This is a genomic window from Paraburkholderia tropica (assembly GCF_914484835.1).
In the GTDB taxonomy this organism is placed as follows: Bacteria; Pseudomonadota; Gammaproteobacteria; order Burkholderiales; family Burkholderiaceae; genus Paraburkholderia; species Paraburkholderia tropica_A.
This window is the reverse complement of sequence record NZ_CAJZAR010000062.1, coordinates 159,807-177,964: the sequence shown is the minus strand read 5'-3', so window position 1 is coordinate 177,964 and position 18,158 is coordinate 159,807. Positions and strand designations below refer to the sequence as shown.

General features: G+C 61.8%; 13 protein-coding genes. 8 read left to right on the top strand and 5 right to left on the bottom strand.

What is annotated here, in order from left to right; genetic code table 11:
- Complete coding sequence (locus LDO54_RS21825; RefSeq protein ID WP_224012741.1) at nucleotides 1-393, top strand: YybH family protein; 393 nt, start codon at nucleotides 1-3, stop codon at nucleotides 391-393.
- Between the two features lie 191 nt (nucleotides 394-584).
- A complete protein-coding gene (locus LDO54_RS21820) occupies nucleotides 585-1,067 on the top strand; it encodes an SET domain-containing protein (RefSeq protein WP_224012740.1) in 483 nt (160 codons plus the stop codon).
- Between the two features lie 278 nt (nucleotides 1,068-1,345).
- Here the strand turns inward: LDO54_RS21820 and LDO54_RS21815 are convergent, their stop codons facing one another.
- A complete protein-coding gene (locus tag LDO54_RS21815; protein ID WP_224012739.1) occupies nucleotides 1,346-2,737 on the bottom strand; it encodes a replication initiation protein in 1,392 nt (463 codons plus the stop codon).
- Nucleotides 2,738-4,096: 1,359 nt separating this feature from the next.
- On the opposite strand from LDO54_RS21815, the gene LDO54_RS21810 reads away from it, so the two are divergent.
- Nucleotides 4,097-5,305 (top strand): AAA family ATPase, encoded by a 1,209-nt coding sequence (locus tag LDO54_RS21810; RefSeq protein ID WP_065061489.1) that lies wholly within the window; start codon nucleotides 4,097-4,099, stop codon nucleotides 5,303-5,305.
- Nucleotides 5,302-6,294 (top strand): ParB/RepB/Spo0J family partition protein, encoded by a 993-nt coding sequence (locus tag LDO54_RS21805; RefSeq protein WP_224012738.1) that lies wholly within the window; start codon nucleotides 5,302-5,304, stop codon nucleotides 6,292-6,294. Before LDO54_RS21810 ends, LDO54_RS21805 begins: the two co-directional genes overlap by 4 nt.
- 3,034 nt (nucleotides 6,295-9,328) lie before the next feature.
- Here LDO54_RS21805 and LDO54_RS21800 read toward each other — a convergent pair.
- From LDO54_RS21800 to LDO54_RS21790, 3 genes are all read right to left on the bottom strand, one after another.
- The gene (locus LDO54_RS21800; protein WP_224012737.1) at nucleotides 9,329-9,919 is read right to left on the bottom strand and encodes a flavin reductase family protein; all 591 of its coding nucleotides are present in this window, start codon (nucleotides 9,917-9,919) and stop codon (nucleotides 9,329-9,331) included.
- A 97-nt stretch (nucleotides 9,920-10,016) separates the two neighbouring features.
- Nucleotides 10,017-11,090 (bottom strand): cell division protein ZapE, encoded by a 1,074-nt coding sequence (zapE, locus tag LDO54_RS21795; protein ID WP_224012736.1) that lies wholly within the window; start codon nucleotides 11,088-11,090, stop codon nucleotides 10,017-10,019.
- A 145-nt stretch (nucleotides 11,091-11,235) separates the two neighbouring features.
- On the bottom strand, nucleotides 11,236-12,495 hold the full coding sequence (locus tag LDO54_RS21790) for a DUF2252 family protein (protein ID WP_436975640.1): 1,260 nt from the start codon (nucleotides 12,493-12,495) through the stop codon (nucleotides 11,236-11,238).
- Nucleotides 12,496-12,767: 272 nt separating this feature from the next.
- Between LDO54_RS21790 and LDO54_RS21785 the strand changes: the two genes are divergently transcribed.
- Both LDO54_RS21785 and LDO54_RS21780 read left to right on the top strand, forming a co-directional pair.
- Nucleotides 12,768-13,250, top strand: coding sequence for a hypothetical protein (locus LDO54_RS21785; protein WP_224012735.1), 483 nt, complete (start codon nucleotides 12,768-12,770; stop codon nucleotides 13,248-13,250).
- 92 nt (nucleotides 13,251-13,342) lie between these two features.
- Nucleotides 13,343-15,454 carry a phosphocholine-specific phospholipase C gene (locus LDO54_RS21780; protein ID WP_224012734.1) on the top strand — a complete coding sequence of 704 codons (2,112 nt, stop codon included), beginning with the start codon at nucleotides 13,343-13,345 and terminating at the stop codon, nucleotides 15,452-15,454.
- Nucleotides 15,455-15,557: 103 nt separating this feature from the next.
- Here the strand turns inward: LDO54_RS21780 and LDO54_RS21775 are convergent, their stop codons facing one another.
- Nucleotides 15,558-16,433, bottom strand: coding sequence for a LysR family transcriptional regulator (locus LDO54_RS21775; RefSeq protein ID WP_224012733.1), 876 nt, complete (start codon nucleotides 16,431-16,433; stop codon nucleotides 15,558-15,560).
- Nucleotides 16,434-16,546: 113 nt separating this feature from the next.
- Here LDO54_RS21775 and LDO54_RS21770 point away from each other — a divergent pair, with 113 nt between their 5' ends.
- Complete coding sequence (locus tag LDO54_RS21770; protein WP_224012732.1) at nucleotides 16,547-16,972, top strand: VOC family protein; 426 nt, start codon at nucleotides 16,547-16,549, stop codon at nucleotides 16,970-16,972.
- A 158-nt stretch (nucleotides 16,973-17,130) separates the two neighbouring features.
- Nucleotides 17,131-18,141, top strand: coding sequence for an ABC transporter substrate-binding protein (locus LDO54_RS21765; protein ID WP_224012731.1), 1,011 nt, complete (start codon nucleotides 17,131-17,133; stop codon nucleotides 18,139-18,141).
- The last annotated feature ends 17 nt before the right edge of the window (nucleotides 18,142-18,158 follow it).

The following is an 18,158-nucleotide window of genomic DNA, read 5'->3' as shown; positions in this document are numbered from 1 at the left end:
ATGAACGACGACACGCTGATTCGCGATCTGATCGCGCGCTGGCACGCCGCAACGGCCGCTGGCGACATCGACACGCTGCTCGGGCTGATCGCCGGGGACGTCGTGTTCCTCGTGGCCGGGCAGCCGCCCATGCGCGGGCGTCAGGCCTTCGCCGATGCGCTCGCGGCCCTGCTCGTCACGCATCGCATCGAGTCGTCGGGCGAGGTGCGGGAACTCGCGATATCGGGCGACCTCGCGTACTGCTGGAGCGAACTCGATGTGCGCGTGATCCCGCGCGCCGGCGGCGACGCCATGCGCCGCACAGGCAACGTGCTGTCGATCTATCGGCGCGAGGCGGGCGGCTGGGTGCTCGCGCGCGACGCCAACCTGCTCACGCTGAAGACGGGCGCATAGGCCGCATGCCGCATTCAACGCATCGGCTGCGTCCGCTGCATCGGCCGTTTTACGCCCACGCGCTGCACCAGAAGGGTGACCTCGCGCCCTCTCGGTCCGCCATTTTCTCGCGCCACGCGCATCATTGATTCGCCGTCATTTTCTCGACTTATACTCGACACGCCCATCCCCTCATCCTCACGGCGGCGACTATGAAACGTATGACCGTCCGGCAATCGCCGGTGCATGGCAAAGGCGTCTTCGCGCTGCGTCCGCTGCGGGCCGGCGAGCGCATCTTCGAATACAAGGGCAAGGTGACGACGTGGCGCGAGGCCACGCGCTGGAACGCGCGCCGCGACGATACGGGCCACACGTTTCTGTTCGGGCTCTCCGATGGACGCGTGATCGACGGCGGCCGCGGCGGCAACGGCGCACGCTGGCTCAATCACGCGTGCGCCGCGAATTGCGAGGCGATCGAGGACGATGGACGCGTCTTTATCGAAGCTGTCCGCGACATCGCGCCCGGCGAGGAGCTGTTCATCGACTATGCGCTGGTGATCGAGCAATGCGAGGCCGACGAGGCGCAGCGCCAATACGCATGCCGATGCGGGACCTCGCTATGCCGGGGAACGATGCTGGGTGTGCTCGCGAACGCGGCGATGACGACCGCAATGCCCGTCGCGGCAGCGGTGTGAGGCAGCGCAATTAATCAGGAATCCGATTGAATCGCGGGCGATGGAATTGCGCTTGACAGTTTCGACGACGATGTGAATGACCGCGCAGGATCATGTCTAACTTATCCACAGATTTTGTTGAAAACTCTGTGAACACGCGTTGGGACAATTCGACTAAACGCCTGATTTTGCAACTAATTCACGTCTAGCGAGACAGTCCGTCCCGGCGCGTGCACGCAATAGGCAATTCAGCCCGAAATCGACGATTTCGGGCCGTCGCAACGTGTGCGTTCACACCTTTACGCCGCGCTCTGCTTGAGCTTGCCGTACACGAACTGGCCGAAATACCACGACAAATCCGAGTGATTGAGGATGTTCGCGTCGGACAGCGCGCCAGCCTCGAGCTTCAGACGACGCAGCATCAGCTTGCCCGCCTGCGAAGCGATATAGAGGCGCACGAGCTCCTTGCGGGTCTTCTCGTCGGCCGATTCGAAGTGCTCGCGGCCGCGCTGCACCTCGTCGTTGCGGCGCGTGCGCGCCTCTTCGTCGCGCGTGGCGATGCTCTGTTTCACGGCGGCGCCCGCCTCGGCCTTCGCGGCTTCCTTCGCCGCCTCCTTGACCGTTTCGGCGGTGGCAAGCTCGGTCTGGATCGCGACCATCTTGCGTTCGGCCTCGGACACCTGCCAGTTGTGGCTGAGCGCCTTCATCAGATAACCGGCCGGACTCTTGGTGACCTTGCCCTGGTTCAGACGGAAACGCGTGTACTCGATCGCCTGCTGAATGCGCTCGTCGGTCCAGCTCATGCGATGCTCGGCGATCACATCGAACTGCTTGTTGCTCAGCCCGAACTCCTCCTTGAGCGTAAGCAACAGATCGTGCGCATTCGGCTGCCGCGTGAGCATCGCGGCGACGGTGTCCTTGCGCTTCAGGCGGAAGCGGATCTTGTTGATCTTGCGCGAGCTCTCGCCGTCCGCGCGCGTTTCGTAGCTGATGTCGAGGTCGGAAAGCTCGTTGATCTGCTTGACGGCGGGATCGAGGTACTTCGGCCGGAAGTGCTTGAACTCCGACGCGCTCGTGCCGAGCTTGCCCGGCCAGCGCCGCATGACGTCGAGTTCGATCCAGTCGGTGAGGCCCGCGCTCACGAAGGGCTGGATGTAGTCGTAGATCGCGCGCGCGAAAGTCTGCGAAAACGCCGCCGTGATGCACAGGTTCAGCCAGTGATGCTTCTCCGGCCCGGTGATGTGACGCAGCATCAGCGGCGGAATGCGGAACTGGATGCGCCCCTTGCCGATCTTGACGCTGCCCATGAGCTGCTCGGACACCCACTGATCGTCCTCGGTGGGGGCGCGGTCGGGCGGCGTGTCGGTCACCTCGATCAGCACGCGCTGCGCCTCCTTGATCACGCTCTGCAGGTGGCGCACGTTGCGGCTCTCGTAACGCATGAGCCACTTGAAGTAGTTCAGGTCGACGTCGTAGGTCTCGTGCGCGATCGGTTCCTGGGCCGCGATGAAATACGCGGCGTCGATGAAACGCCGCGACGACAGGCCTAGCCCGTTGATCGCCACAAAAACGTTATTGCGCTGAAAGCCGATTTCCCTCGTGCTCTCGCTGATGGGCTGCCCGGACATTTCCTCAAACAGCCCCAGCGACATCTGCTGGGTCGTCGTCCTTCGACCGATGTCCTCCGACATTCGTGTGCTCTCCGTCGATATTGGGCGCGACTCTATCACTCCTCAAATACAAGTCAACACAATAAACGTTACCCGATGCGGGGTGCTGATTGGGGTCCGGCACAAAAACCGTACCTTACTGCACATAGAACGCGACATCGCCAGCACAAAAAACGGCAACCCATTGCACATAAATCGCTGCCTCTTGCACAGAGACCGGTGCTTTTCGAGAGCAAGTACTTGATTGCCAAGGATTCGATGGGCGCTGTTAGTGGGTTTGTGGGTTTTCTTTTTTTAAGTAAACAAACCAACCCCGTATTGCAAAAGACGCTTCGCGCGAAATTCGACGCCGATTGCCTTGCAATACGGAGGCGAATTTCTGGGTAATGGGCAGATTTTTCGGGCGTTTGGAAGGAGAGACGGGCGCTCTGTGCGATGAATCGGCGAACCAAAGGCGAAAGCTCGCGGATCAAGAGGAGCTAAGAGGCAACGTTTTGTGTGCGATCTCGTTGTTGCGAGGTGACGTTTTTTGTGCGAGACGATTTTTTGGCATGTCGGGCACTGGGAAGCCGTCATCAGACGGGGTGCCAGGTAACGATTTTTGTGCGTACGAGTGAGATGACCGCGAAGGTCACGTTTTTTGTGCGAACAGCCGCGGGAGGCGAGGTGCCCGGAGGGTAACGTTTAATGTGCAGCGCTTCTGGATGGATGGATTGGCGTTTCGCGTAACCGTGAAGTCCAGTCGAAGGGTGTCCCGGTAACGGTTTTTGTGCACTTGTTCGGCGGCGCGTAGATCCCCCATGGTAGAGATCCGTGTTTGCGACTCTGCAGAAATGCGTTTCGGCGGAATCGCACGCGGGAGGTCACGTTTTTTGTGCGCTGCGGCCGCGGAGGGGCGGCGAGGCGCTATGCCGCTGAAGCTATGAGGATCGAAGGTAACGGAATTTGTGCGAGATCCGCAGTCTGGGATGGCCTGATCGGATGGGCGACACAAAATCCGTTACCGCGGAATCGCGGTGCGGCATCTTGAATCTGCGATTCAAGAAAAGCGCACAAAAATCGTGACCTCTGCGCGCGGACGCGAAAGGTATGTCAGATAAACACGAGAAAATAGGACAGCATTGAATGGCAGAGTGCCCCATGACCTGACATTCAACTGATGATTTGCTTAATTTTTAAGCAGGCAGGCGCAAACCGCTTTAAACGCCCCTTGGCGGGCTTGGCCGCTCCGTGAAGGTCTGAGCCTTAACCTAAGCCCAGGAAGCCGTTAAAAGACGAATAAAAAGGTCGATTTTTTAAAATACTGGGCTCAATCAGTGTGTTCTGAAACGCTTTTCCTGTATTCTACGCTTTATCCAAATTCCGATAAAAAGCGTATTAATGGCAAAGACTATCGAATTCCCATCAATTGATCGGCGCGTCGACCTGTCGACGGTTACGCAATTCGCGGAGGAAGCCGGTCACCTGTCAGAAGAGCTTCGAGAAATGATGCTGGCGCCGAAGCCGCGCAAGGCCGCGCCCACATTCACGTCGGCGCAGGTTGCCGAGATGTGCGGCATCGACCGGATCAAACTGAATAACCTGTTGGCCACGCGTGAGGGATTGCCGCAGGGTGAGGCGCAAGGTTCGGGCCGCAGCCGCGTGTTTACTTTGCCCGACGCGCGCACCTGGGTCCAGCAGGTTTCGGATATTTATCAGACGCCGCTGCACACCGGCGTGCGCGACGCGGACGGCAAGGTGCTGCTCGTCGCCAACTTCAAGGGCGGCTCGACCAAGACCACGACGACGATGTGCCTCGCGCAAGGTCTGACGTTGCGCGGCCGTCGCGTGCTGCTGATCGACCTCGACCCGCAAGCGTCGCTCACGGAACTGTGCGGACTTTACGCGGAAAAGGAAGTCACGGAAGACAGCACGGTGCTGCCGTACATCTACGATCCGCACATGGAAGGCGGTCTGCTCAACTTCGTGCAGCCGACTTATTGGGATGGCCTCGATGTCATTCCGGCACACCCGACGCTGTTCTCGGCGGAATTTCATATTCCGGGCACCGTGATCAAGAACCCCGGCTTCAAGTTCTGGGACTTGCTGCGTCAGGGCGTGGAGACGCTCCGTCAGCATTACGACTACATCATTCTCGATACGGCGCCGTCGCTGTCATATCTGACGATCAACGCGCTGATGGCCGCCGACGCGATGGTCATGCCGCTGGTCCCCGAAAGCCTCGACTTCATTAGCTCGGTGTCGTTCTGGAGTCTCTTCTCCGATCTCGCGCACACGATCATGGAGCGCGGCGACGAAAAGACTTACGACTTTGTCTCGGTGCTGCTGTCGAAGGTGGATTACGGCAAGACGTCGTCGGCGCCGGTCGTGCGCTCGTGGGTGCAGCGCACCTATAAGGATTGGCTGAGCGCGATCGAAGTGCCGGCGAGTTCGGCGATGAGCAACGGCGCGTTGGCCATGGCAACGGTTTTCGACATCAGCAAAGGCGATCTGGCCGACAAGACGGTGGCGCGCGTGCGCCAGCCGCTCACCGATTACGTGCGATGGATCGACGATCTTTACGTTGAACAATGGAGGGCCGGCAAGTGAGTTCATTCCGCGACAAGATGGCGGCGAAGACTGCCGAGCTCGGCTCGACCGCAGAACGTCAGACGACCGAGCGTCCCGCGGCACCGCCGCCCGAGCCGCGCCGTAGCAGCGCATTCAAGACCGGCCCCGGCATGCTGGGCGCGCTCGCGGTCGCGCAGCAGCGCATTCAGGAACTCGAAACCAAGAGCGACAAGCTCATGCTGCCGGTGAATGCGATCCAGCCGAACCCGTGGCAGCCGCGCAAGATTTTCAGCGACGAAGGGCTGGCTTCGCTGGCCGAATCGATTCGCGAAGTCGGGCTGATCGAGCCGGTTGTCGTGCGTCGCGCGGATAGCGGCTATCAGCTGATCGCGGGCGAGCGACGTCTGCGCGCGCACGTGTTGCTGCACGAGGAAGAGATCCGCGCATCGGTGATCGATTGCTCGGATCAGGACATGGCGGTGCTCGCGCTGGTGGAAAACGTCGGCCGCGAAGATCTGACGGACTATGAGATTGCGCAGTCGCTGCGTCGCGCTGAACACGAATTTCCGACGCGCACGCGCATGGCCGAGGCGCTGGGTATGTCGCGCAAGGGCCTGTATCGATTCCTCGCGTTCGAAAGCCTGCCGGATTTTGTGCGACTCGATCTCGATTTGAACCCGCGTTTGCTGGGTGGTTCGGCCGCGGATGAAATCGTGTCGGCGATCAAGAAGCATGGCGCGGCGGGGCTCGCGTCGGCACGTGAGTTGTGGCCGGCGGTGGTAGCGGGGACGCTGGATCAGGGCAAACTCGCGGCGGCGATCGGCGCGCAGTCGAACCGGACCGTGGATGAGCGCAGCGTGTCGGAACGCAGCATCGAGAAGATTTTCTCGGGGAAGAGTCACGCGGGCAGCATCACGAAGGATACGAATAGCTTCACCGTGAAGCTGAAAACCGGCGTGCTTTCCGACGCGCAGGAGACCCAGATTCGAGAACTCATTAGCCAACTGTTCAACGTGAAGCCAGGGTGATGACCGGTTTGTAGGACGTTTGCTGAGATTTAAAGCCCGCTGATGCGGGCTTTTTTTATTGGTGTCGTGGGGAGTGTTGAGGTGTGTCGAGTCGACACGTTGTGTGTCGTGGGAGGGATGGGGGGGCGAGAAGTGGAGATTTTTCGGAGCCACTTGTGTGTCGAGTCGACACAAGAGGTTCGGCGCATAAGGAGAGGTCTATTGAGGTGTTGATTGATTTCGTGGGGTTGGTCGTTCGGACCGGAGTGTGTGTCGAGTCGACACAGCGAGGGACGTGTGCTCCGCGAGGTTAGCGATGAGGTGCGGTAAGCGTGATCGGATTGGTTTTCGGGACCGCGCATGTGTCGGGTCCGCACAGCAGGGTAGACGTGTGCCGGGAATAGGTGATGGATGTCGAAGGGCGTGCCGGGGGGGAAATCTTCGGAGCGAACTGTGTGTCGAGTCGACACACAGTTAGGCCGAGGGCGAATGTTTTGCTGAGGACGTAGGCGGATATGACTGGGTTAGTTTTCGGGGCGGGGCGGGGCGTGTGTCGAGTCGACACAGCAGGGTAGACGTGTACTGGAGAGTGGTGATGGATGTTGACGGGCGTGCCCGGGTTGAATCTGTGGAGCGAAGTGTGTGTCGAGTCGACGCACGGGTAGGCCTGCGCCGAATGTTTTGCTGAGGACGTGGGGCGATGTGGCTGAGTTAGTTTTTCGGGGTGGGGCTGTGTCGACTCGACACAGAGTGGGAGAGTGGCGGGATTTGGCGGATCGCGGAGTTGTCTGGAACAGGCTTACTCGTGCCAATGGCCGACGATTGATGACGCGGGGTCGGTGATGTTCTTTAGTGTGTCGAGTCGACACACGATTAGCGCATGCATTCTTGACGATACGGAGTGTGTTGTTCAGGTACTTGCGCGTGACGTTTGCAGTACGGCTTTGCCATTTGACTATGTGTCGAGTCGACACATGATGAGCAGTCGGCACATCACCGCGCACTGAACGTCGGGAGCGGCTATCTGCAGCCGCGCTGCGGTGACTTGTGTCGACTCGACACACGTCGGGGAGCGCAAGGGCCTGGCGCTACGTTGATCATATGAGTGTGGTGATGGTGAGGCTGCGCTGCTGTCGACGACGCTCCGCGGCTGTGTCGACTCGACACAGCGCGATGACTTCGAACGCCATCGCCATTGCAATGTGCGCTGCGTCCTGCTGATGTATTTTCGGGGGGGCCGCGACGAGAACTGGGTCAAACTCTGATGCAATTGATCTCGGCTGATTGTGTGTCAAGTCGACACAGGATGTTCGCCAAGAACTTCGACGCTCAAGCTCGAGCGCGGCGATCCGGCGACTGAATCGGCTGCTCGTTGACTGGGGAGTAGCTGGTGCCGACTGAAGGTTGCTCTGACTGGAGCGGCAGCCAAATCTGTGTCGAGTCGACACTCGGTGGCTCAGCAATCACAAATTGGCGACGGCGGATGAGCTAAGACTCGGAGTGTGTCGACTCGACACAGATCGCTGCACGGCTAGAAGTTGGCCGGATTGAGCCCTGCGATTAAAGCAGATGAGGGCCGAAAATCTCGTGACCTGATCCCAAGTCAGTGAGCGGTAGCTCCCCATCATTTTGCGACGATGATGTGTGTCGAGTCGACACACACATATCGAGCGCGTTACGCGGCCATACCTCGGACAGCCCGACGCGGGGACCTATGCGTCACTCAACGGCCATTCGTTTGATCGGCGCTGCAATTTCCTCCGGTCCCACGTTCTGTGTCGACTCGACACACTGACAATGTTCCCTGACCGCCAAAGCCTCTTCGGCCAACGCGCCACGCGTCGTCACAGTCGCTCAGTCGCTCAGTCGCTCAGTCGCTCAGTCGCTCAGTCGCTCAGTCGCTCAGTCGCTCAGTCGCTCAGTCGTAGGCAAGGATCGACCCGCAGTACGCATTCTGCAGCCGACGAGCATGTGCGGCGGACCGTTGTGTGTCGAGTCGACACAGGCAATCCTGCCGTCCAAGCGGGGGAGTTGCGCCGTGATGGGGATCTCGGTGACTGCAAGATTTAAGGTATAGCGATGCCCGACCGGCAACCCACACAGGTGTGTCGACTCGACACACCTGTGTCGGCTCTGGACGACTTCAATTCGGGGCTGGCCGCGTGCTCAGTAAGGAGGCGGCTTTCGCTTGGTTTCGGCCTGGTGACATTGCATCAGAACGCTGAAGGCTGTGACCGGCACCACGAGTCAAGCAGTACGGAGTGGGGCACCTCCGCGTCAGACGTCTATCCGCCTATTGAAGAAGATGCGGCTTCGCATCCTCCAACCGATGAATACCGGAGCGCCAACACACCGGCCTGCAGATCCAGCGCCCCCGAACACAGCCCATCCACAAGAGGTGAATCCGTTCGCGCGACTCGACACAGAGCTCGTCGATCGGCCAATGAAGTGCCGCGCATATGCTGCACAGTAGCTCGCGCGGGTTCGCTGACCTTCAGCACATCGAAAAAGAAATAGGAGGCAGCCCGGCGCGATGATACGAGTCAGCCGCTCACGAAGAGACTCATCCCCTGAACCAGCCACGACTTGCATTCAGCCCCCAGCACACAGACACACCTCACCCCAGCCCATTCTTCAGCCAAATCATCATTTACGCAACTAACAGTCAAATAACGCCAAGATCATCCCCAAAAACCAAGCCAACCCACACCCACCAAACCCTCCCAACGCGCGCAAAAACCCGCCTAACTCACCCTCAAATCACCTCCAAACTCCCACCCCGTGAAACAATCCAAAAAAATCGCACAAACCGCTAAAATCCCCGCCCAGCAAGCGATTCGGCCGATCAATCAAGGGCTCAAACCCCAATGTTCCACGGATGGCCTGACTTTCGGACCCTAAAACTCCCTCATTCGCTCCAGTTTGAGCCCACAAAAGCAACGCAAACGCCCATACGTATCAATCACTACGTATTCGGTAATTATCAAAATCAAAAACATCCCGCGCGAGGTCCCAAACCGTCGAAAACCCCGCGCCCACCACTAAAAACCTTCCTTTAACCCTCAATCCCCCGCGCCTTAACCATCCCGCTCGCGCGCGCAAAATTCCCGGCACCCAGATGATGCAGCGTATGCAGATCGGTGTTGCTATCGTCGAACACCCAGTGCCCCTTATTGAACACGCGCGGATCGGCCGCCGCCGACACCACTTCGCAGAAGCACGTGTCATAGGCATCCTCGGTGTGCTTCTCGGGAATCAGCCTGCACTCCATCCACGCCGCGCAGCCTTTCTCGAGCAACGGCAACCCGAGCACCGGCCCAGTCACCGCGTCGATGCCGAAGTGCTCGAACTTATCCGCGTCGCGTCCGCTGATGCTGCCGACTGCAAAAGTCAGATCCATCGCCGCAAAGCCCGGCACGCAAACACCGAAGGTGCCGCTCGTGTGAATGAGCTCGCGCGTGAACGTCTTCTTGTCGATGACGACGGCGAGACGCGGCGGCGTGAATTCGACCGGCATCGACCACGCCGCGGCCATGATGTTGCGACGCTGGCCGTCGGAACTCGTGACGAGCACCGTCGGACCGTGATTGATCAGGCGGCTCGCGTGTTCGAGCGCAACGGGGTGAAAAGAGGAGGGGGAAGTCATCGTGCTGTCTGTCCACATCGAGTCGAGATTCGACGGACTGTACAACAGATGAAAAATCCTTGCGGCGCGCGCAGAGTCGCAGCGCATCCGTGAGACGTCAGCCGATCGTTTCCCGATCCGCCGACGACGAAGCAGCGATATGCCGATGCACGAGACTGTTCACATAGCCGCGCGATTGCATCTCGGCGAGACGGCTCGTCGTGCGCGACACGTCGTGTGCGCCGTCGAGGCCGTCGAGCGCAGCGCGAATCGGCCGGTCGGATGCGATGAACAGCGCGTGCTTGCGATCGTAAAGAATATCGACGAGCCAGACGAAACGCTGCAGCACGTCGCCGCGCTTGAGTTGCGCCGTGTCGACGCCATCGAGTATCAGGCCCTGCCAGCGCTCCGCGATGGCCAGGTAGTCGAGATGCGAACGGTGCGTGCCGCACAGCGCATCGAAATCGGCCCACACCATTTGCTTGCCGGCGGCGGTGACGGCAAGCGGCCGCCCGGCAACTTCGATCGTCGCCGGATGCACGGCGCCTTGCGCCTCGTATTCGCGATAGATCGACCACAACGTCTCGCGCGTGCCGTCGAGCGGCGCGAAGTAGCGCGGTTCCGCCGACTCCGCGCCGAGTTCACGATAGTCGCGCGCACCGTCGAACGCGATCACCTTGAAATGCCGCGCGATCAACGCGATGGTCGGTTCGAAGCGCGCGTGAAACTCGGGATCGGGCAGCAGATTGTCCGGGCTGTAATTCGAGGTCAGCACGATGCGCGTGCCGCGGTCGAGCGCCGTTTCGAGAAAGCGCCCGATCAGGAAGGCATCGGCGATATCGTGAACATGGAATTCGTCGAAGTAGAGCAAATCGACGCCCTCAAGCCACGCGCGCGAGACGTCGCCGAGACGGTCGTCGCTACGCGGCGCCTGCACGAGCCGGCGATTCACCTCGCGCGTGAACTCGTGAAAATGGATGCGCCGCTTCGGGCAGTTCGCGAGCGCGAACACCGTATCGACGACGAGGCTTTTGCCGCGTCCCGGCAGCCCGTGACAATACACACCTTGCGTGGCGCGCGCGCCGTCGCGGTTGAGCATGGCCTGCAATGCGTCGATCGCGAGGCGCTGACTGGCGTCCGCGGCAATACCTTTGGCAGCGAGTGCGCGGACGACGGCGGACGGATCGAGCATGCGAAAAAACGGGAAGGGCTTCGGAAAACGTGCGCGGCGCGCGACACACGAAGACAAGCGACGATGCGCGGCGCCAACGACACAACCGCGCCAGTTTAACAGCCTGGCCGATTGCTTCGCCGGCTCGCGGGCAGCCGCTCACGCCTCAGCTCACGCCCGTCGCATAGCGGCGGCAATGCTCCAGATAGCCCGCTTCGTGACTGCTCGCGAGTTGCACGACGCTGTTCCAGAGCCACAGCGGCGCGTCGATCGTTTTCGATCGATTGCGCCGCAGCTCCGCGAGCCACGCGCGGCGCGAGGGCGGATCCATCTGCCGCGCGTGCGCTTTGCCCACGACCGTCGCGAGATAGAACGCGACCGCGCGCGCGTCGTTCTCGTCGAGTTCGTCGATTTCGAGCTTGAGATCTTGCGGCAGCAATTCACGAATCACCACCGCACGATCGAGCATGCGCGCCGCACGCATGCGCTCGCCGAGAAACGGCGAAAGATGACGCGCGCCTTCGACGACGCGTTCGGCGTTGTCGCGCGGCATCGACGCGTCTTCATAGCGCGGCGCCGCCGCCTTCACGCCTTCCTTGATATCCATGAGACAGAGATCGTCGCCCTCGATCACGCCGCCATCGACGTCGAGCAGCACGGCGTAGCGCAGGCGTCCGAGCGAACTGCATCCCTTGACCCAATATGCCGCGTCGAGCACTTCCACTTCGCCCGCGTCATTGCGCCCGCGCAGTCCGGTCGGCAGGCTCGCGATGGCTTCGTCGCGGAAGATCTCGGCGATCGCCTTGTTTTCCTCGCGTGTGAGCGGCCAGAAACGCTTGCCGAGCGGAATCGTCGGCTTGAGATCCTCAATGCGTTCCTGTGCGAGATGTTTCCACGAACGGCGCACAGCGAGCTTCATCGCAAGGTGAACCGGCTCAGGTCGTTCTGGAAGTTTCGGATTCCTGTGCTTTGTCGCGAACTCCGCTTCGTAACCGGCCGCGAGCGCTTCCATCATGTGCACGATCGTCAGACCGGAAAGCGACGAACCGCGCGCGGCCGTCGCGAGTGAGAGACCGAGTCGAATCAGGTCGTGCGCCGGATTGCCGATGACGGTCTGATCGAGATCGCGGATATGCACTTCGACCTTGCCGTCCTGATTCGCGACCGGCCCGAGATTGCCGGTATGGCAATCGCCGCAGATCCAGATCGCCGGACCGTGGGGCAATGCGCTGCCATTGGTTTCAAGAATCCACTCGTAATACTGGGCAGTATTGCCGCGCACATACGCGTGCGGCGAGCGAGCCATTTTCAGGCGGCGCTGTTCAATCAGGATTGCCTGGCGTTCGGACGGCTTCGGAAAACGCACAGCTTGTTTCGCGCGCCTCGCAGGCTTCGTCTGCTTGTTCGACTTCATGTCATGGGCCATGGCGAGTCCTTGTTCGCGCATGGGCGAGCAAACGGCGTGCCGCACGATTACGAAATGAAAGACTGCATCGAACAAGCCTTCATCTTGCTGACGAAGTTTTGCGCCGTGTATACGCGCCTGATGTGAATGCGCGGATTGCCTGTTTCGTCACAAAAATTAAAAGCAGCTTCGCTATGCTTCAGCGTTGCCTTACCGCTGCTTACGCGCGGTTAGCGCATCGCTCGGGCCGCTCCTCGAGCCGTTGTTGTGCCTCTCTCTGGTTGGAGACTTCGATGACGGTCGATTTCGCGCCGGTGCGTCCGCTATGGCGGAGCGCGCCGCGCAAATGTTTGAGCTTGCCCGAGGCGCTGATGGCGCACGTCGCGCATATCGTGCATATCGCACACATGACACGCGTGACGCGAACGAGTCGGCGCGCGTGCGCCGTGACGTTCGTCTGCGCCATGACGGTCAGCGCGTTGAGCGCGTGCGGCGATCGCGCCGAAGACGCGCGCGTCTCGCTCACATCGAGCGCCGCGCGCGAACTGGCCGATGTGCAGCCTGCTGCGACACAAGGGAAAACGCCAGCACCTTCTGCTGCCGCGTTCGCGACTAATTCGGATTCCCTATCATCGAATGCCGCCGGGAACACGGACAGCGCCGACGCGTTGACCGCAGCCGCCGTGCGCTCGCCCGCACAGCCCGCCGCGAACGACGGCACGCAAAGCGCGCAGAACGCACCGCTCGCACCACCCGAGATTCACACCGCCGATTAACGCCCCCGGCCGCGCGACCTTTGCCGCTTGCCGAATGAATCGGCGTCGGCGCGTCGCGCGTGCTTTCTCAACCTGAAGATGGAAACCAGAACATGACTTCGAGAAGCCGCCGTGACTTTCTCCGCACCGCCGCGATGAGCGCCGGTTCGGCCACCGCCCTGACGATGCTGCCGCAAGGCATCCGCAACGCGCTCGCGATTCCCGCGAACAATCGCACGGGCAGCATCCAGGACGTCGAGCACATCGTGATCCTCATGCAGGAAAACCGCTCGTTCGACCATTACTTCGGCACGCTGCGCGGCGTGCGCGGATTCGGCGACACGCGCACGATCACGCTGCCCAACGGCAAGCCGGTGTGGAATCAGCCGCTCGCAGCGGGACTCGGCGAAGTGCTGCCGTTTCATCCGACCGCGGCCAATCTCGGCCTGCAGTTCATTCAGGATCTGCCGCACGACTGGCCCACGACGCACGCCGCCTGGAACGGCGGTCGCTACGATCAGTGGGTGCCGCAGAAGGGCACGACGACGATGGCCTACCTCACGCGCGACGACATCCCGTTCCACTATCAGCTCGCCGACGCCTTCACGATCTGCGACGCCTACCACTGCTCGACGATGACCTCGACGGACCCGAACCGCTACTACATGTGGACCGGCTGGGTGGGCAACGATGGCAGCGGCGGCGGCCCCGTGGTCGACAACGCAGAAGCGGGCTATGGCTGGTCCACGTATCCCGAAGTGCTGCAAAACGCGGGCATCTCGTGGAAGATCTATCAGGACGTGGGCGAGGGGCTCGACGCGAAGGGCTCGTGGGGCTGGACCGGCGACAATCCGTATATCGGCAATTACGGCGACAACTCGCTGCTCTACTTCACGCAATATCAGAACGCGCAGCCGGGCAACCCGCTCTACGACCGCGCGCGCACGGGCACGAACGTGCTCGCGGGCGGCGGCTATTTCGACGTGCTCAAGCAGGACGTGGCGAACAACACGCTGCCGCAGGTTTCGTGGATCGTCGCGCCCGAAGCCTATTCGGAGCATCCGAACTGGCCCGCGAACTACGGCGCGTGGTACGTGGATCAGGTGCTGCAGATCCTCACCTCGAATCCCGATCTCTGGAGCAAGACCGTGCTGCTCGTGAATTACGACGAGAACGACGGCTTCTTCGATCACCTTGCGCCGCCGTTCCCGCCCACGTCGAGCGCGAATGGTCTGTCGACGGTCGATACTACGAACGAGATTTTTCCTGGCAGCAGCAAGTACGCGTCGGGACCGTATGGCCTCGGAACGCGCGTGCCGATGCTGGTGGTGTCGCCGTGGTCGCGTGGCGGCTGGGTGTGCTCGGAAACCTTCGATCACACCTCGGTGATCCGCTTCATCGAAAAACGATTCGGAGTCCATCACGATCTGCGCGAGGCGAATATCACGCCGTGGCGTCGCGCTGTGTGCGGCGACCTGACCGCCGCGTTCGACTTCGCTACGCCGAATGCCGCGCTGCCCTCGCTGCCGTCGACCACCGGCTATGCGCCGCCCGACAAGAGCCGTCATCCCGACTATGTGCCGCTGCCGCCCGCCGTCGGCGCGGTGCCGAAGCAGGAATCCGGCGTGCGCCTCGCGCGTGCGCTGCCGTATGAGCTGTTCGTGCGCTTCAACGCGAATGTGTCGACGGGCACGGCGGGCGCGCATTTCATCAACACGGGGCGCGCGGGCGCGGTGTTTCTCGTCTACACGGCGGGCAGTGCGGATGCGCCGCGCACCTATACGGTGGAAGCGGGCAAGCGCCTCGAAGACAAGCTCTCGATTGGCCTGACCGGCGCCTACGATTTCACGGTGCACGGCCCGAACGGGTTCCTGCGTCGCTTCGCGGGCAAGCAGGTGCAGACGGGCTGGTTCGGCGGCGACGTGGCGCGGCCGGAAGTGGCGGAGGGCTATGACGTGGCGAACGGCAATCTGCAATTGCGTCTGGAAAACACGGGCCATGCGCGCTGCCAGTTCACGATCGTCAACGCTTACGATTCGAACACGAAGATCCAGCGCACGGTGCGCGGCGGCGACACCGAGCAACTCTATCTCGACCTGCGCAACGCGCATGGCTGGTACGACCTGACCATCACCGTCGATAGCGACGCGACCTTCGTGCGCCGCATCGCGGGCCACGTGGAAACGGGCCGTCCGAGCTATAGCGATCCGGCGCTCGGCGCATGATGACGTTCGACGGCGTTTGAGCGCTTATTTGAGCGCTCACTGCGCGTTCGAATGCATGTAGCCACGGTGTCGCCCACGCGGCGTGCCGTGGCTTTTTCTTGGCTCAGCGGACGTCCCGAGCCTGTTGCTCCAGCAAGCCGAGCAGCAGTTTCGCCGACTCGCTCATCTGCCTCGCGCCGCGATGCACGATGCCGATGTCGCGATGAAACACGTGATGGCCGAGATCGAGCGCGCGTACTTTGGCGGGCCACTTTCGCCACGTAGCGGTCTGCGGCACGAGCGCCACGCCCACGCCGTTCTCGACGAGCTTGACGATGGCTTCGAGTTCGTCGAGTTCGCAGATCTCGCGCACGTTCAACTGCATGCGCCGCAAAAAGCGGTCGACCTGACGGCCGCCGAACGACGCGCGGTCATAGCGGATATACGGCTGCGTGGCGATCAGCTCCATCCAATCGTCGCCTTTGACCGCGCGCGGCGCGATCAGCATGAACGGCTCGCGCACCAGCGAGGTCCAGCGCAAATCGCTCTGAAGCGCGAAGGGTGGCCGGATGATGGCCGCAAGATCGGCTTCGCCCGCATCGACGAGATTGATGAGTTCCATCGACAGCCCGGGGATCACACGCGTGCGCGCGCCCGGACATTGGCGGTAGAACGCGGCGAGGGCGTTGGGCAGCAACGCGCGCTGCACCGAAGCGATCGCGCCGATCGTCACGCGCATCTCGATGGCCGGATCGACCGTGACGGCGCTCAGATTGCCATAGAGGCGGATCACTTCCTGCGCCTGCACGAGCAGTTGCTCGCCGCGCGCGTTGAGGCGCGCATTGCGTCCTTCGCGCTCGAATAGCGCGAAACCCAGTTCGTTTTCGAGCCGCTGCATTTGCGCGCTGACGGCCGCTTGCGTGAGGCCGATGCGCTTGCCCGCCGCGGCAAACGTTCCCTCGCGCGCAACGGCGATCAGCGTTTTTAGCTCACGGATCATTCACAAATTTCCTTTATGTTTTAGAAAATTATATATTGATTTTATTGAACGACGCCCGTGCGTATGATGATGCGAATTCCCTACGACAACACCCCCGCATACCGGAGCGCATCATGAGTCTTTCCCCGTTTCATCTGGCGATTCCCGTCTACGATCTGCCTGCCGCGCGCGACTTCTACGGCCGCGTGTTCGGTCTCGCGGAAGGACGTTCGAGCGACGCCTGGGTCGACTTCGATTTCTTCGGCCATCAGCTGGTGATTCACGAGCATCCGAAAACGGCGTCGCAGGAAAGCGCGCACACGAATCCGGTCGACGGCCACGATGTGCCGGTGCCGCATTTCGGCGTGGTGCTCGAATGGACCCAGTGGGAAGCGCTCGCGGAGCGTCTGCGCGCGTTCGGCACGGCCTTCGTGATCGAGCCGTATATCCGCTTCCAGGGCCAGGTGGGCGAACAGGCCACCATGTTCCTGTTCGATCCGTGCGGCAACGCGCTCGAATTCAAGGCGTTCAAGGATATCGGCCAGCTGTTCGCCAAGTGAGGTTCGCGAAACGCAGTCCGCGAACTGCGCATGCACGGAAGCGGTGCGCCGTGCATGCAAAACATAAATAGTGTTTCGATATAAACATATCGAAATAGAATAATTCTCAGCGGTACATATCGTCGCTACGCTTGCAGCCATATTGCACGCGAGGGCCTATGACCGCTTCTGTCTCCGCTTCCACGTCGTTCCTGCTGCGCCGGCGTCTGCTCGGCGCGTGCGCCGCCGCGCCGCTTGCATCGCTCGCGGCGCTCGGCTTTGCCACAGCGCCGCGCAGTGCGCTGGCCGCCGATCTCGCGTCGGTCACGCTCGTGCTCGGCGATCAGGCCGGCGGAATGCGCGCGCTCACCGAAGCCGCGAAGGTGCTCGACGGCGCGCCCTACCGTTATCGCTGGGCGAACTTCCAGGGTGCCGCGCCGCTGTTCGAGGCGCAGCGCGCCAATGCCGTCGATATCGCGCCCGCCGGCGACCTGCCGGTGCTCGCGGCAGCGACGGGCGATCCGTCACTGCGCATCGTCGCCACGCGCGTCGGTTCGCCCACGCAACTCGGCCTGCTCGTGCCGCAGGATTCGCCGATCCGCAGCGTCGCGGAACTGAAGGGCCGCACGATTGCGGTCTCGTCGGCGCGCGGCAGCATTTCCGAATTCCAGCTCTACGGCGCGCTCGCCGAAGCGGGCCTCTCGCGCCACGATGTGAATGTGCGCTACATCCTGCCCGTCGACGCCTTCGCGGCCTTCGCCTCGGGCGCGCTCGAAGTCTGGGCGACCTTCGATCCGTACTACGGCATCGCCGTCTCGCGTGGCGCGCGCGTGCTGCGCGACGGCACGGGCATCAACACCGGTCTGAACTTCATTACCGCCTCGGGCGCGGCGCACGCCGATCCGCTCAAGCGCGCCGCCATCGCCGACGTGCTCGTGCGCATCCAGCACGCGGGGCAGTGGGCGCTCGCGAATCCGCAAGCCTACGCGCGCGTCTACGGCACGCTCACGCGCACGCCCGACGCGGCGGCGCTCACCATCACGCAGCGTTCCGCGCTGCGACTGCGTTTCGTGACCGGCGACGATGTCGCGGCCTTGCAGCGTGTCGCCGACAAAGCCGTGGACGACGGCATCCTGCCGCGCCGCATCGATGTGCGCGCCGTGTCCGATACGCAGATCGGCGCGGCCTGATTTTCGCAATGGAGGAC